Origin of the sequence: Kitasatospora sp. NPDC005856, from assembly GCF_040629945.1 — a bacterium.
Classification (GTDB): Bacteria; Actinomycetota; Actinomycetes; order Streptomycetales; family Streptomycetaceae; genus Kitasatospora.
Map to the genome: position 1 here is coordinate 1 of NZ_JBEXWT010000146.1, position 15,278 is coordinate 15,278.

15 protein-coding genes are annotated in these 15,278 nt (G+C 71.3%); 6 read left to right on the forward strand and 9 right to left on the reverse strand.

Annotated features, from left to right (window positions below; translation table 11 throughout):
- Positions 1–170: 170 nt before the first annotated feature.
- From ABZ449_RS40165 to rpmH, 9 genes are all read right to left on the reverse strand, one after another.
- Entirely contained in the window at positions 171–788 is a 618-nt protein-coding gene (locus tag ABZ449_RS40165) for a GNAT family N-acetyltransferase (protein ID WP_360356584.1), read from the reverse strand.
- Positions 789–921: 133 nt separating this feature from the next.
- Entirely contained in the window at positions 922–1,956 is a 1,035-nt protein-coding gene (locus ABZ449_RS40170; RefSeq protein ID WP_360356587.1) for a ParB/RepB/Spo0J family partition protein, read from the reverse strand.
- Entirely contained in the window at positions 1,953–2,897 is a 945-nt protein-coding gene (locus ABZ449_RS40175; RefSeq protein ID WP_360356611.1) for a ParA family protein, read from the reverse strand. Before ABZ449_RS40175 ends, ABZ449_RS40170 begins: the two co-directional genes overlap by 4 nt.
- A gap of 303 nt (positions 2,898–3,200) precedes the next feature.
- On the reverse strand, positions 3,201–4,019 hold the full coding sequence (rsmG, locus tag ABZ449_RS40180; protein WP_360356589.1) for a 16S rRNA (guanine(527)-N(7))-methyltransferase RsmG: 819 nt from the start codon (positions 4,017–4,019) through the stop codon (positions 3,201–3,203).
- A gap of 158 nt (positions 4,020–4,177) precedes the next feature.
- Complete coding sequence (locus tag ABZ449_RS40185) at positions 4,178–4,708, reverse strand: R3H domain-containing nucleic acid-binding protein (RefSeq protein ID WP_360356592.1); 531 nt, start codon at positions 4,706–4,708, stop codon at positions 4,178–4,180.
- 82 nt (positions 4,709–4,790) lie between these two features.
- On the reverse strand, positions 4,791–5,951 hold the full coding sequence (yidC, locus tag ABZ449_RS40190) for a membrane protein insertase YidC (protein ID WP_360356595.1): 1,161 nt from the start codon (positions 5,949–5,951) through the stop codon (positions 4,791–4,793).
- Entirely contained in the window at positions 5,948–6,319 is a 372-nt protein-coding gene (yidD, locus tag ABZ449_RS40195; protein WP_224284463.1) for a membrane protein insertion efficiency factor YidD, read from the reverse strand. Before yidD ends, yidC begins: the two co-directional genes overlap by 4 nt.
- The gene (gene rnpA / locus ABZ449_RS40200; RefSeq protein ID WP_360356599.1) at positions 6,316–6,744 is read right to left on the reverse strand and encodes a ribonuclease P protein component; all 429 of its coding nucleotides are present in this window, start codon (positions 6,742–6,744) and stop codon (positions 6,316–6,318) included. Before rnpA ends, yidD begins: the two co-directional genes overlap by 4 nt.
- Before the next feature lie 18 nt (positions 6,745–6,762).
- Complete coding sequence (rpmH, locus tag ABZ449_RS40205; protein ID WP_030059672.1) at positions 6,763–6,900, reverse strand: 50S ribosomal protein L34; 138 nt, start codon at positions 6,898–6,900, stop codon at positions 6,763–6,765.
- 353 nt (positions 6,901–7,253) lie between these two features.
- Between rpmH and dnaA the strand changes: the two genes are divergently transcribed.
- The 6 genes from dnaA to ABZ449_RS40235 form a co-directional block, all read left to right on the forward strand.
- On the forward strand, positions 7,254–9,146 hold the full coding sequence (gene dnaA, locus ABZ449_RS40210; protein ID WP_360356600.1) for a chromosomal replication initiator protein DnaA: 1,893 nt from the start codon (positions 7,254–7,256) through the stop codon (positions 9,144–9,146).
- 1,015 nt (positions 9,147–10,161) lie between these two features.
- A complete protein-coding gene (dnaN, locus tag ABZ449_RS40215; RefSeq protein ID WP_074001900.1) occupies positions 10,162–11,292 on the forward strand; it encodes a DNA polymerase III subunit beta in 1,131 nt (376 codons plus the stop codon).
- A 168-nt stretch (positions 11,293–11,460) separates the two neighbouring features.
- Positions 11,461–12,336: a phosphogluconate dehydrogenase (NAD(+)-dependent, decarboxylating) gene (gene gnd / locus ABZ449_RS40220; RefSeq protein WP_360356603.1), complete on the forward strand. Its 876-nt coding sequence runs from the start codon at positions 11,461–11,463 to the stop codon at positions 12,334–12,336.
- A gap of 41 nt (positions 12,337–12,377) precedes the next feature.
- Positions 12,378–13,511 (forward strand): DNA replication/repair protein RecF, encoded by a 1,134-nt coding sequence (recF, locus tag ABZ449_RS40225; RefSeq protein ID WP_360356606.1) that lies wholly within the window; start codon positions 12,378–12,380, stop codon positions 13,509–13,511.
- A 288-nt stretch (positions 13,512–13,799) separates the two neighbouring features.
- On the forward strand, positions 13,800–14,264 hold the full coding sequence (locus tag ABZ449_RS40230) for a DciA family protein (RefSeq protein WP_223244507.1): 465 nt from the start codon (positions 13,800–13,802) through the stop codon (positions 14,262–14,264).
- 268 nt (positions 14,265–14,532) lie between these two features.
- On the forward strand, positions 14,533–15,278 hold a 746-nt coding region (locus tag ABZ449_RS40235), incomplete at its 3' end, for an ATP-binding protein (protein WP_360356609.1).

Here is a 15,278-nt window from a genome sequence, read left to right on the forward strand (position 1 = left end):
CCGCCGGCGGCCCGCCCCCCCGGGGGGGGGGGCCCCCCGGGGGGGGCCCCCCCCCGCCGCCGTCGTTTCCGGGATCCCCCGGAAACGCCCTCCGGTGACCCACTCCGACGACGCCCTCCGGGAGACGCCCCCGGGGACGCCCTTCCGGAAACGCCCTCCGGAGACGCCCGCTAGAACGGCCGCAGCGCGGGCTCCTTCCGCCCGCCGCCCAGCAGCCGCTCCAGCGCCCCCTCCACGTCGCCCCGCCAGGAGAGCGTCGTCCGCGCCTCCAGCCGCAGCCGCGGGTAGCGCTGGTGCGGACGGACGGTCTTGAAGCCGACCGCGAGCAGGTGGTCGGCCGGCAGCACGCAGCTGGTCGGCACCCGCCCGGACGAGCCGAAGGCCTCGATCGCCCGCACTCCCCGCCCGATCAGGTCCTTGGCCACGGTCTGCACCAGCACCCGGCCAAGCCCCTGGCGCTGGTAGCCCGGCAGCACCCGACTGACCATCAGCTGAACGGCGTCCGGCGAGACCGGACTGGTCGGGAAGGACTGCGAGCGGGGGACGTAGGCGGGCGGTGCGTAGAGCACGAACCCGGCGGGCCGGTCGTCCACGTAGACGATCCGGCCGCAGGAGCCCCACTCCAGCAGCACCGTGGAGATCCACCCCTCCTTCGCCAGCTCCGGCTTGCCCGACTCCACCGCCTCCTTCGCGCTGACCGGGTCCAGCTCCCAGAACACGCAGGAGCGACAGCCGGTCGGCAGGTCCCCGAGGTTGTCCAACGTCAGCGGAACGATCCGCCGTCCCATGGCCGCACCTCCTCCTCCCTCTCACGGTCGAGCATTCCCCCACGAACGCCGATGGGTGCATGTTTCACGTGAAACAGCGCTCACGTGGAACACGCACCCATCGGGTCGTTGCCCTCAGCCGGACCGGTCCGGCTCAGCCCTGCGACAGCCGCAGACCGTCCTCACCGGGGGCCATGCTGTCCAGGATCCGGTTCAGGTCCTCCACCGAGCCGAACTCCAGCACCACCTTGCCCTTGCCCAGCTTGCCGCCGCGCTGCGACACCTCGACCTTGACCCGGGTGTCGAACCGGTCGGACAGCCGGCTCGCCAGGTCGTTGAAGGCCGGGGAGTTGAGCTTGCCCGCCTTCGGCGCCTGGCGCCGGGGCCTCTCCTCCAGCTTCATCACCTTGACGATCTCCTCGATGTTGCGCACCGTGAGACCCTCCGCGATGATCCGCTTGGCCAGCCGCTCCTGCTCCTCGGCGTCCGGCACGCCGAGCAGGGCCCGCGCGTGTCCGGCCATCAGCGTCCCGGCCACCAGCCGGCGCTGCACGGACGGCGAGAGCCTCATCAGCCGCAGGGTGTTGGAGACGTGCTCGCGCGAGCGGCCGATCCGCTCGGCCAGCTCCTCGTGGGTGCAGGCGAAGTCCCGCAACAGCTGGTCGTAGGCGGCCGCCTCCTCCAGCGGGTTCAGCTCGGCGCGGTGCAGGTTCTCCAGGAGGGCGTCCAGCAGCAGCTTGTCGTCCTCGGTGGCCCGGACGATCGCCGGGATCCGCTCCAGCCCGGCCTCCCGGGAGGCGCGCCAGCGGCGCTCGCCCATGATCAGCTCGAAGCTGTCGGCACCGGCCTGGCGCACCACGATCGGCTGGAGCAGCCCGACCTCCCTGATGGAGGTGACCAGCTCGGCCAGCTTGTCCTCGTCGAAGACGTCACGCGGCTGGCGCGGGTTGGGGGTGATCGCGTCCAGCGGCAGCTCGGCGAAGTAGGCACCGGCCGGCTGCGCCTGCTCGGCCCGCTTCTCCGCGGCCGCCCGGGCCGCCACCGTGCCGCGGCCGCTCGGCAGCGGCGTCACCGAGGCCGGCGCGGGCGTGGCTGCCGCAGGCTTCGCCTCCGCCCCGCCGTCCACCGGCGCGGCGGGGCGGATCAACGCCTCCAGCCCTCGACCCAGACCAACCCTGCGAGCACTCACTGATGACCCTCCGTCGTGCCGTACTGTGCCACCGGGGCGCCGTGCCCCTGCTGGCCGTCCCGCTGCTGACCCACCAGCGAGCCGCCCTGACCCACCGCACGCAGCGCGAGCTCCCGGGCGGCCTCCAGGTAGGAGAGCGCCCCGGTCGAGCCCGGGTCGTAGGTGAGCACCGTCTGCCCGTAGCTGGGCGCCTCCGAGATGCGCACCGAGCGGGGGATCGCCGTGCTCAGCACCTCTTGCTGGAAGTGGGTCCGGACCTCCTCGGCGACCTGGGCGGCCAGCCTGGTCCGGGCGTCGTACATGGTGAGGAGGATGGTCGACACGTGCAGTGCGGGGTTGAGGTGCGCGCGCACCAGCTCGACGTTGCGCAGCAGCTGACCGAGGCCCTCCAACGCGTAGTACTCGCACTGGATCGGGATCATCACCTCCTGACCGGCGACCAGGGCGTTGACCGTCAGCAGACCCAGCGAGGGCGGACAGTCGATCAGGATGTAGTCGAGCGGCTGCTCGTAGGCGGCGATGGCCCGCTGGAGCCGGCTCTCCCGGGCCACCAGGGAGACCAGCTCGATCTCGGCGCCGGCCAGGTCGATGGTGGCGGGGACGCAGAACAGCCCCTCGACGTCGTGCACCGGCTGCACCACGTCGGCCAGCGGCTTGCCCTCCACCAGGACGTCGTAGATGGACGGCACCTCGGCGTGGTGGTCGATACCGAGCGCCGTGGAGGCGTTGCCCTGCGGGTCGAGGTCGACGACCAACACGCGCAGGCCGTGCATGGCGAGCGAGGCGGCCATGTTCACGGTGGTGGTGGTCTTGCCCACCCCACCCTTCTGGTTGGCGACCACGATCACCCGAGTGGCGGCGGGCCGGGGCAGTCCCTCGCCCGCTCGGCCGATCGCCCGAACCGCAGCCTGGGCAGCCCGCGCGATGGGCGTGTCATCGATCTGGTCGACGGTCTCCGAGTCCTGCATGGGGGTCAGTGTTTCACGTGAAACCGGAGCGGCAACAGTCGCCGCCCGGTCACGGCGGAGGATGCCCGAGAGCAAGGAGCGACGTTTCACGTGAAACACCATGCCCGCTTTGCCGGAAATCTGACGTTGCGACACTCCGGTGTCCTGGGGGCACCTCCCGGCCGAAGGCTGGGGGAGCGTCGACCCGTCCGTCACCTGAACGACCACGGGCGGACGTTCCTCCCTCGCAGGAGGCCCGTCCGCCCGTGGTCGATGCGTGTCCGGCGTCACGCCGGATCAGCGGCCGCGACGCCGCCCGCCCCGGCCGCGCTCGCCGCTCCGGGCGTTCGCGGTGCGACCCGCCCGGGCCGCCTTGGCGCGCCGGGTGGCCGCCTTCACCCCGCCGGGGCTCTCCCCCGCCTTCACCTGGACCACCCGGGTCGAGGTCTCCAGGGTGCCCTCGCCGACCGCGATGACGCTCCACTCGACCGCGCCCAGCCTGGCCAGACCGGCCCGCGAGTCGGCCAGCTCCTGCTCCGCGCTGTCGCCCTTGAGCGCCAGCATCTGCCCGTGCGGACGCAGCAGCGGCATGCCCCAGCCGGCCAGCCGGTCCAGCGGCGCCACCGCCCGGGCGGTCACCACGTCCACCGCGAGCTTGCCGACCATCTCCTCCGCGCGGCCGCGCAGCACCGTGACGTTGTCCAGACCCAGCTCCCGGACGACCTCCTCCAGGAAGGTGGTCCGGCGCAGCAGCGGCTCCAGCAGCGTCACCGAGACGTCCGGACGGGCCAGCGCCACCGGGATGCCCGGCAGACCGGCCCCGGAGCCGACGTCGCACAGGGTGGTGCCGGCGGGCAGCAGCTCGGCCAGCACCGCGCAGTTCAGCACGTGGCGGTCCCAGAGCCGGGGCACCTCGCGGGGCCCGATCAGCCCGCGCTGGACGCCCGCGGTGGCCAGCAGCTCCGTGTAGCGGACCGCGGCTTCGTAGCGTTCCCCGAAGACCTCCCGGGCGACGGCCGGCGCCTCGGCCAGCTGCTCCGGCTCGGTGGCCCGCCCCTCAGCGGCCGGGTCCACGTCCGCCCCCGGCCGGCCGGCAGCCGCGTTCTCCGTGTCCATCTCGACCTCTCCGATCCCCGGATCCACCGACCCGCTCAACGCACTGTTTCACGTGAAACATCCCAGAAGGGACGACGACCCCGCCCGCACGAGGCGGACGGGGTCACGTCCGGTGAAGCTCTCCGGCCGCACGGCGGCCGGTCGTCGACCTGTCGGCCTCAGACCGGCAGCACGACCACGCACCGCTGGGGCTCTTCGCCCTCGGACTCGCTGCGCAGACCGGCCGCGGCGACCGCGTCGTGGACGACCTTGCGCTCGAAGGGAGTCATCGGCCGCAGCTTGACCTGCTCGCCGCTGCTCTTGGCCTGCTCGGCGGCCTCGGCACCGAGCGCCGCCAGCTCCTCGCGCTTGCGGGCCCGGAAGCCGGCAATGTCCAGCATGAGGCGGCTGCGCTCGCCGGTCTCCCGGTGGACAGCCAACCGGGTCAGCTCCTGGAGGGCCTCCAGCACCTCGCCGTCCTGGCCGACCAGGCGCTGCAGCGCGCGGTCGTTGCCGTCGCTGACGATGGAGACCAGGGCGCGGTCGCCCTCGACGTCCATGTCGATGTCACCGTCGAGGTCGGCGATGTCGAGCAGACCCTCCAGGTAGTCCGCCGCGATGTCGCCCTCCTGCTCCAGGCGGGAGACGAGGCTCTCGTCGGAACTGGCGGCGGCCTCGGCCTCGACGGCGGAGGTGGTGCCTTCCGTCACTGATGGACTCCTTCGGAGATGGGCCCGTCTGCCGGGCCGGGAACGAAGCTCTTCGCGGCTGTCACAACAGGCTGGGGGCCGGTCAGGACTTCTTCTTCGGCCGCTGGCCGCCACCGCGCTTCGGCTGCTGCCTGGTGCCCTGCTTGGTACCGGCCGGCTTGGCCGTGCTCTGCTTGGCGGCCGCCGGCTTGCCACCGGACTCGGCCGGAGCGGCGTCGGCGGGCTCCTCGGCCGGGGCGGTGTCGTTGCTCAGCTCTTCGGTCGACTGCCCGGCAACGCCCTGCTGGCGCTGGGCCTTGGTCTGCCGACGGGGCTGCTGGCGGCGCGCCTGCACCGACTCCTCGACCACCGCGGCGGCGCTGGCCGCCTCGCTGATGGCCGCCTTGGACGGGGGCAGCATGCCCCAGAGCGCGCCCTTGATCTCCGTACCGTCCGGACGCAGTCGACCGGCCTTCTTCAGGCGCTCCTGGCGCTCCTGGAAGGCCTTGCTGCCCGGGGTCGGGTTGTTGTGGATGACGATCAGCTGCTGGCCCATCGACCAGACGTTGGTGGTCAGCCAGTAGACCAGGACACCGACGGGGAAGTTGATGCCCATCACGGCGAACATGATCGGGAAGACGTACATCAGCATCTTCTGCTGCTGCATGAACGGCGTCTTCACCGTGAGGTCGACGTTCTTGGTCATCAGCTGGCGCTGGGTGATGAACTGCGACAGCGACATCAGGATGATCATCACGGCGGTGACGATCTTGACGCTGGTCTCGGTGCTGCCGACGAAGGTCGCGGAGAGCGGGGCGCCGAAGATGTGCGCCTTGCCGGCGCTCACCAGCAGGTCACCGTGGATGACGCCGATGTCCTGGCCCTTGGCGACCTTGGCGAGCACACCGTAGAGGGCGGTGAAGAACGGCGCCTGCACGAGGATGGGAAGGCAGCTGGAGAACGGGTTGGTACCCGCCTCCTTGTACAGCTTCATCATCTCTTCGGACTGGCGCTGCCGGTCGTTCTTGTAGCGCTCCTGGATGGCCTTCATCTTCGGCTGGATCGCCTGCATGGCCCGGGTCGCCTTGATCTGCTTCACGAAGAGCGGGATCAGGCAGATCCGGATGACGACCACCATCGAGGCGATGGCGAGACCCCAGGCCCAGCCACCGTCCGGGTCGAAGATGTGGCTGTACAGCGAGTGGAACTGGACGATGATCCAGGACACCGCCGTGTACAGGGGATTCAGGAAGGAGAAGGTCACCGGTCAGGCTCCTTGGACAGGTGGATTGGCCGCACGGGACCAATGGTCGCCGGGCCCTCGGGGTCCGGACCGGCGGGGGTGGCGGTCACCGGGTCTCCGGTGGCGGACCGGCTCTTCAGCCAGTCTCGCAACCGCCGGTGCCACACCGGATGCTTGCGCGGCGGGACGTGATCGACCCCGCCGGGCGTCCACGGATTGCAACGCAGGATGCGCCAGGCGGTCAGCCCGCCGCCCTTGACCGCCCCGTGCACCTTCACGGCCTCGTAGCCGTAGTGCGAGCAGGAGGGGTAATAGCGGCAGACCGGACCGAGCAGTGGGCTGATGGTCCACTGGTAGACCCTGATCAGACCCATCAGCAGGTACTTCATCGCCCTGCTCCCGTCGGCGCCGTGGCGGCGGGCTCCGTCCTCAGCAACCGCTTGAGTGCCGCGTCCAGGTCACGTTCGAGGTCCTGGTACGAGGCGGTCGCGGCCTGGGGCAGCGCACGCACCACTATCAGGCTACCGGCGGGCAGCCTGGACAGACGATCACGAACGAGGTGGCGCAACCGGCGCTTGACCAGGTTGCGGACGACCGCCGGGCCAACGGCCTTGCTCACGACGAAACCCGCACGCGCCGAAGGAATCCCCTCGGCGACGTGCGGGCGGGAGTCGCTGGTCCGGTCGGTCTGCCCCTGCGGGTCACCCTCTCTGCTGAGATGGACGACCAGAAGGGGCCGACCGGCCCGGCGACCGCGTTTCACCGCGGTCGCGAAGTCCTGGCGCCGCCGCAGCCGATTCTCGGAGGGCAGCACAACAGACTCTGGCGCGGATCAGGCGGACAGGCTGGCGCGGCCCTTGCCACGGCGGGCGGCCAGGATGGCGCGGCCGGCGCGGGTACGCATACGCAGCCGGAAGCCGTGGGTCTTCGCGCGACGACGGTTGTTCGGCTGGAAGGTGCGCTTGCTCACTCGGGGGCTCCTGAGGTGAATCGTAGGATGACGGGGAGTCGCTTGGCCGTCACCGTGCGTCCGCGTGATCTCCCCTGATTCGGAAATCCGGCCCATCGCCCCAGTTCGGCTGGGGTTTGAGGCAATCCACGGCGCCCGTGCTGCGCGCCTTATGGAGCGGGTGGACCCGCGGACATGCGGCAGCGGCCATCGACAACTCGACCTGGTTACGGTACGCGGGACGGGGCGCGAGGGTCAAACCAGCCGCTCCGGAGCGCGTTTACCCACAGCCTGTGGACAACGACTTGATCCAGCCCTGTTCGCTGACTACCGTTGCAGAACTTGTCTGGTTTGTTCTTGGAAAGCGTGCACCAGTGGCTGATGTCAACAGCGACCTCGTCCCGGTCTGGGCCAGGGTCGTCGAGCGGCTGGTCAGCGACCCCGATGTCGCGGAGATGGACAAGCAGTGGGTGCAGCGCACCCAGCCGATGTGGATGATGCACGACACCGCCCTGCTGGCGGCCCCGAACGAGCGGGCCAAGCAGGTGCTGGAGGGCCGGCTGCTGCCGCAGCTGACCGAGGCCCTCAGCCGTGAGCTCAGCCGCCCGGTCCGGATCGCCGTGATGGTCGACGCCAACGCGGTGCCGACCACCCCTGCTCCCGCCTCCCAGTCCCCGGCCGAGCCCTACCCGGGCCCGGCCGAGGAGGACGCCCCCGACTACGGCGGCCAGGACTACCAGCAGTCCTACGAACACGGCCAGCCCTACGAGCAGGGGCAGCCCTACGAGCAGGGACAGCCCTACGAGCAGGGACAGCCGTACGAGCAGGGACAGCCGTACGAGCAGGACTACGAGCGTCCCCGCTACGACACCGGCGGCTACGACCCGCGCCAGGCCCCGTACGGCGGCCCCGGCGCCGGCCAGGGCTGGCAGGGCTACCAGGAGCAGCCGCCGGCCTACCGCGATCCGGAGGAGCCCGCGCCCCGCCAGGCGCCGCGGCCCGTCCCCGGACCGCCCGCGACCACCCAGGGCGACCTCTTCGGCGGCGCCTACGGCCCCGGCCCGAACGAGCAGCCGCGCACCGGCGCCGGCCGCCGGGCCGGCGGCTCCCGCCCCACCGGCGGCCGCCCGGCGGAGAAGGCCTCCCCGGAACGCTCCACCGAGCGTCCCGGCGTCCCCGGCGTGCCCGCCCCGCCCGGCGCTCCCCCGGCCGGCGGCTCCCGCAAGGACGAACCGGCCGCCCGGCTGAATCCCAAGTACCTGTTCGACACCTTCGTCATCGGCGCCAGCAACCGCTTCGCGCACGCGGCGGCGGTGGCGGTCGCCGAGGCCCCGGCCAAGGCGTACAACCCGCTCTTCATCTACGGCGAGTCCGGGCTGGGCAAGACCCACCTGCTGCACGCCATCGGGCACTACTCGCGCAGCCTCTTCCCGGGCACCCGGGTGCGCTACGTGTCCTCGGAGGAGTTCACCAACGAGTTCATCAACTCGATCCGGGACGGCAAGGCGGACACCTTCCGCCGCCGCTACCGGGACATGGACATCCTGCTCGTGGACGACATCCAGTTCCTCGCGAGCAAGGAGTCCACGCAGGAGGAGTTCTTCCACACCTTCAACACCCTGCACAACGCGAACAAGCAGATCGTCCTCTCCTCGGACCGGCCGCCCAAGCTGCTGACCACGCTGGAGGACCGGCTGCGCAACCGCTTCGAGTGGGGTCTGATCACCGACGTCACCCCGCCGGAGCTGGAGACCCGGATCGCGATCCTGCGCAAGAAGGCGATCCAGGAGCAACTCAACGCTCCCGCCGACGTGTTGGAGTTCATCGCGTCCCGGATCACCCGCAACATCCGGGAGCTGGAGGGCGCCCTGATCCGGGTCACCGCCTTCGCCAACCTCAACCGGGCCCCGGTGGACCTGGAGCTGGCCGGGATCGTCCTCAAGGACCTGATCCCCGGCGGGGACGAGGACGCCGGCCCGGAGATCACCGCGCAGGTCATCATGCAGCAGACCGCCGCGTACTTCGGCCTGGGGGTGGACGACCTCTGCGGATCCTCGCGCAGCCGGGTGCTGGTGACGGCCCGGCAGATCGCGATGTACCTCTGCCGCGAGCTCACCGACCTCTCGCTGCCGAAGATCGGCGCGCAGTTCGGCGGCCGCGACCACACGACGGTGATGCACGCGGACCGCAAGATCCGCTCGCTGATGGCCGAGCGGCGCTCGATCTACAACCAGGTCACCGAACTCACCAACCGCATCAAGAGCTAGCCGCCGCGCCGCACTTCACGACGCGGCAGGGCACTTCACGGCACCGACGGCACGGACGGCACGGCCGCGGCACGGCCGCGGCACGGCGCTGCCCAGCGCGGCCCCCAGGGCGTCAGGAGCGAATCCTGACGCCCTTTCGCGCATCCACAGGTGTGCGGCGCGCGCCGGCTGGGCAGGGATCCCGTCGACGGACGTCCCGCCAGTCCACAGCCCGCGCCGAACAACTGACCGGTGACTCGAAAACCGAGGGCGCGCAAGGCCGTTGTCCACAGGACCGGCCCCTTCTCCACCGTCCACAGGGTGGGGAGTGCGGAGTTATCCAGAATTCGTCCACAGGCCCGTCGCCGCTACGCTCTTCCGCGCAGGTCAGGTGCCTGTGGACTTGTGCACAACGGTTATCCACAGGGTGTGGACAATTGACGGCCCGCCACTGGGCCGTCCGGGTTATCCACCGGTTGTCCCCAGGGAAGGGTCGGTTATCCCCAGGTTGTCCACAGCGGCGTCCACAGTTCGACAACCGTGAGCTGGCGTTCATACCCTGGTGTGAAAGGCGTCACGAAAAGTTGACCGGCGCCCGTGGATAACCGGGCCCGGATCTGGGGACAGCCCTGGGGATAACCTGTGGATACCGAGCGTGGCCTGTGGGTAACGCTCGGCTGTCCACAGCGCGGCCTGTCCGTCCACAGCCGCCGTCCACACCCACTGTGGACAAAATTCGGGCTCTGACCTGCGGAAACGGGGTTATCCACGGTTTCCACAGGCCCTACTACTACCACTACACATTTAGACCCCGGACTTGCTTTCAAAGTGGGTGGGCCCCGAATCTGTGGACAACCGGTCTCCGACAACCGTTCGGGTTGCTCGTGCCCGTCTGCCCCGTCTGTCGGCGGAGTACGTCAGACTGTCCTTGCGACTGGAAGCGGAGTGACCGAGCTCGGCGGACAGCCGAACCGACGATCAAGATCAGACGAACCAGAGTGCGAGCGGGAGCGCTCGATCCAGGAGGCGGTTACCGGTGAAGTTCCGGGTGGAGCGCGACGTCCTCGCGGAGGCGGTGGCCTGGGCTGCCCGCAGCCTCCCGGCACGGCCGCCGGTGCCGGTGCTGGCCGGCCTGCTGCTGACCGCGCAGGAGGGCAGTCTGGCGCTGTCCGGTTTCGACTACGAGGTCTCGGCCCGGGTCGAGCTGGAGGCGGACGTCGAGGAGGCCGGCACCGTCCTGGTCTCCGGTCGGCTGCTGAACGACATCTCCCGCAACCTCCCCAACCGGCCGGTGGAGATCTCCACCGACGGCCAGCGGGTCAGCGTGGTCTGCGGCAGTTCCCGCTTCACCCTCCCCACCCTCCCGGTGGACGAGTACCCCGCGCTCCCCCAGATGCCCACCGCCACCGGCACCGTCTCCGGCGACGTCTTCGCCTCCGCCGTCAGCCAGGCCGCGGTCGCCGCCGGCCGCGACGACACCCTCCCGGTGCTCACCGGCGTCCGGGTCGAGATCGAGGGCGACCGGATCACCCTGGCCGCCACCGACCGCTACCGCTTCGCCGTCCGCGAGCTGCTGTGGAAGCCCGAGCAGTCGGACATCTCCGCCGTCGCGCTGGTCCCCGCCAAGACCCTCCAGGACATCGCCAAGTCCCTGGGCAGCGGCGACAACGTCTCCATCGCGCTCTCCTCGGGCGGCGCGGGCGAGGGCCTGATCGGTTTCGAGGGCGCCGGTCGCCGGACCACCACCCGGCTGCTGGAGGGCGAGTTCCCCAAGTTCCGCAGCCTGTTCCCGACCGAGTTCAACGCGATCGCCGCGATCCAGACCCAGCCCTTCCTGGAGGCGCTCAAGCGCGTCTCGCTGGTCGCCGAGCGCAACACCCCGGTCCGCCTCAACTTCGAGGAGGGCGTGCTGACGCTGGAGGCCGGCTCGGGTGACGACGCCCAGGCCACCGAGCGCATCGAGGCCTCCCTGGAAGGCGACGCCATCTCGATCGCCTTCAACCCGGGCTACCTGGAGGAGGGCCTCAAGGCCATCGACTCCCCCTTCGCCCAGCTCAGCTTCACCACCCCGACCAAGCCCGCGCTGCTCAGCGGCAAGGTCTCGGTGGACGCCGAGGAGGACAAGGCCTACCAGTACCTGATCATGCCGGTCCGCCTCTCCGGCTGACCCCACCGCGTCCGACCGTCCACAGGCTGTGCACACCCGCTGTGCACAGCCTGTGGACGTCTCGCCCGGCCCGACCGCAGACCGGCCGGGGCCGCTCCAGCGCGTAGGCTCAAGGAGCGCGGCAACGGCGCCGCCGGCAGGCACGTCACCACAGGTAAGGACTTGGTCATGGAGCTCGGCCTCATCGGTCTCGGCAAGATGGGCGGCAACATGCGCGAGCGGATCCGCCGCGCCGGCCACACCGTCATCGGCTACGACCGCAACCCGGACATCTCCGACGTCGACAGCCTCCAGGAGCTCGTCACCAAGCTCCAGGGCCCGCGCGTGGTCTGGGTCATGGTCCCGGCGGGCGCCGCCACCCAGGCGACCGTCGACGAGCTCGCCGAGCTGCTCTCCCCCGGCGACGTGGTGGTCGACGGCGGCAACTCCCGGTGGACCGACGACATCAAGCACGCCGAGGCGCTGGCGGCCAAGGGCATCGGCTTCGTGGACTGCGGCGTCTCCGGCGGCGTCTGGGGCCTGGAGAACGGCTACGCGCTGATGTACGGCGGCGACGCCGAGCACGTCGCCAAGGTCCAGCCGATCTTCCAGGCGCTCAAGCCCGAGGGCGACTTCGGCAACGTGCACGCGGGCGCGGTGGGCGCCGGCCACTTCGCCAAGATGGTCCACAACGGCATCGAGTACGCGATGATGCAGGCCTTCGCCGAGGGCTGGGAGCTGCTGGAGGCCGCCCCCGAGGTCACCGACGTGCGCGAGGTCTTCCGCAGCTGGCAGGAGGGCACCGTCATCCGCTCCTGGCTGCTGGACCTGGCCGTCAACGCCCTGGACGAGGACGAGCACCTGGACAAGCTGCGCGGCTGGGCCGCCGACTCCGGCGAGGGCCGCTGGACCGTCGAGGCCGCGATCGACCACGCCGTGCCGCTGCCGGCGATCACCGCCTCGCTGTTCGCCCGCTTCGCCTCCCGCCAGGAGGACTCGCCGCAGATGAAGATGATCGCCGCGCTGCGCAACCAGTTCGGCGGCCACGCGGTCGAGTCCAAGTAACCAGCAGGTCCTCCACAAGAAGGCGGGCGCAGTCCACAGCCATGCACGTCGCGCATCTGTCGCTCGCCGACTTCCGGTCCTACGCCCGGGCCGAGGTACCCCTCGACCCGGGCGTGACCGCCTTCGTCGGTCCGAACGGCCAGGGCAAGACCAACCTGGTCGAGGCGATCGGCTACGTCGCCACCCTGGGCAGCCACCGGGTCGCCACCGACACCCCGCTGGTCCGGCTGGGCGCCGAGCGGGCGGTGGTCCGCACCTCGGTGGTGGACCGTGGCCGCTCCACCCTGATCGAGCTGGAGCTCACCCCGGGCAAGGCCAACCGGGCCCGGATCAACCGGTCCGACAACGTCCGCCCGCGCGACGTGCTGGGCCTGCTGCGCACCGTGCTGTTCGCCCCCGAGGACCTCAGCCTGGTCAAGGGCGACCCGGGTGAGCGGCGGCGCTTCCTGGACGAGCTGCTGACCGCCCGGGCGCCCCGGCTGGCCGGGGTGCGACAGGACTACGAGCGGGTGCTCAAGCAGCGCAACGCCCTGCTGAAGACCGCCGCGATGGCCCGCCGGGCCGGCGGCGGCAAGGGCGCCGACCTCTCCACCCTGGAGGTCTGGGACGGCCATCTGGCCCGCGCCGGCGCCGAGTTGACGGCCTTCCGGATCCAGCTGGTGGCCGCCCTGCAGCCGCTGGTGGTGGCCGCGTACGGGCAGCTGGCCCCCGGCGGCGGCGAGACCGCCCTGGAGTACCGCAGCTCCTTCGAGGGCGAGCTGCCGAGCAGCCGCGAGCAGGCCGAGGAACAGCTGCTGGACGCGCTGCGGGCGGTCCGCAAGCAGGAGGTCGACCGCGGCGTCACCCTGGTCGGCCCGCACCGCGACGAGCTGGTGCTCAAGCTCGGCCCGCTGCCCGCCAAGGGCTACGCCAGCCACGGCGAGTCCTGGTCGTTCGCCCTGGCGCTGCGGCTGGCCTCGTACGAGCTGCTGCGCGCCGACGGCGGCGAGCCGGTGCTGATCCTGGACGACGTGTTCGCCGAGCTGGACGCCGCCCGCCGGGACCGGCTGGCCGAGCTGGTGGCCGACGGGGAGCAGGTGCTGGTGACGGCGGCGGTCGCCGAGGACGTGCCGAAGGCGCTGGTCGGCGCCCGGTTCGCGGTCTCCGACGGCTCGGTGCGCCGGATCGACCTCTGACCGCGGTCCTCCTCCCCCCCCCCGCACCCGGACCGCCACACCGCCGTCACCGCACCGCGATCACTTCCACGCACCACCCGTCCCCGGCCCCGGCCCGTCGGGCCCGGCCGCTCCCGTAGGCTGGACGGCTCGGCGGCCGCGCGACCGCGACCGTTGTCCACAGGCTGGGGAAAGGAGATCGCCGTGAGCGAGCCGGCGGAGCACTCCCCCGGGCCCGGCGCCCCCGAGCCCGGGTCCGAAGAGCCCGGCGCCCCGGCGCCGACCGGCGCCGACCTCGCCCGCTCCGCGCTGCGGGCGGCCCGCGCCCAGGCCCGCCAGCGCGGCGAGCAGGTCCGCGAGAAGCGCGAGGCGAAGCGCCACGGCCTGCGCAGCGGTGCCCGCTCGGACGGCCGCGACCCCGTTCCGCTGGGTGCGGCGCTCAACCGGCTGCTGACCGAGCGCGGCTGGGAGTCCTCGGCCGCCGTCGGCGGGGTGATGGGCCGCTGGCCCCAGATCGTCGGCCCGGACATCGCCGCGCACTGCCACCCCTCCTCCTATGACGAGGCCGCCGCGGTGCTCACGGTGCAGTGCGACTCCACCGCGTGGGCCACTCAACTGCGCTGGCTCGCACGGCAGTTGGTGGCCCGTCTGAACCACGAGCTGGGGCACGGGACGGTCCGGACCATCAAGGTGCTCGGCCCGGCGGCGCCCGCTCGCGGCTACGGCCGGCTGCGCGCGCCGGGGAGCAAGGGGCCGGGCGACACCTGGGGCTGACCGGGAAGTCGGGCGGCCGGCGGGGGCCCGGATCGGACGGCGATCTTCCGGAACCCCTGACAGCCCTTCCAGGCGCCCTGGGCCCCCCGGTCGAGTATCGGGACATGTGCAGAGGGGATTCAGGGCGGCATATCTGCCCTCAAGGGCTGCCAAACGCCCATCTATGTCAGTCGTACCGGTAGACTGAGAGCCAAACACTGTTGCTAGTGGCAACCGAGTCGAAACGCTGTGGTCGCACGCCCGCCCGCACGGGGTGGGCATGCGGCCCGTGCTGTGCCAGAGAGGGCGCTTCGTGGCCGATTCCGGCAACCCCAGCCAGACCCAAGACCAGTCCGACCAGGCTTCCTACACCGGTAGCAACATCCAGGTGCTGGAAGGCCTCGACGCCGTCCGCAAGCGCCCCGGCATGTACATCGGTTCGACGGGCGAGCGCGGCCTGCACCACCTGGTGCAGGAGGTCGTGGACAACTCCGTCGACGAGGCGATGGCCGGGTACGCCACCCACATCGACGTCACGATCATGGCGGACGGCGCGATCCGCTGCGTCGACAACGGCCGAGGCATCCCGGTGGACATCGTCCCCGGCCAGGACAAGCCCGCCGTCGAGGTCGTGCTGACGGTCCTGCACGCCGGTGGCAAGTTCGGCGGCGGCGGCTACGCCGTGTCCGGCGGTCTGCACGGCGTCGGCGTCTCCGTGGTGAACGCCCTCTCCACCAGGCTCTCCGTGGAGATCCACAAGGACGGCCACGTCTGGACCCAGGACTACAAGATGGGCGCCCCGACCGCCCCCCTGGCCAAGGGCGCGGAGACCGACCGCACCGGCACGACGGTGACCTTCTGGGCCGACGCGGACATCTTCGAGACCACCGTCTACTCCTTCGAGACCCTCTCCCGGCGCTTCCAGGAGATGGCCTTCCTCAACAAGGGCCTGTCGATCTCGCTGACCGACGAGCGCCCCGAGCACGTGGACGAGGAGGGCAAGCCGCTCACCGTCACGTACAAGTACGACGGCGG

Excerpts from the sequence above, each read along its gene's own strand:
- ABZ449_RS40165 (WP_360356584.1), bottom strand. The coding sequence starts at position 788 with ATGGGACGGCGGATCGTTCCGCTGACGTTGGACAACCTCGGGGACCTG.
- rsmG (WP_360356589.1), bottom strand. The coding sequence starts at position 4,019 with ATGGACACGGAGAACGCGGCTGCCGGCCGGCCGGGGGCGGACGTGGAC.
- yidD (WP_224284463.1), bottom strand. The coding sequence starts at position 6,319 with ATGAAGTACCTGCTGATGGGTCTGATCAGGGTCTACCAGTGGACCATC.
- gnd (WP_360356603.1), top strand. The coding sequence starts at position 11,461 with ATGGAGCTCGGCCTCATCGGTCTCGGCAAGATGGGCGGCAACATGCGC.
- recF (WP_360356606.1), top strand. The coding sequence starts at position 12,378 with ATGCACGTCGCGCATCTGTCGCTCGCCGACTTCCGGTCCTACGCCCGG.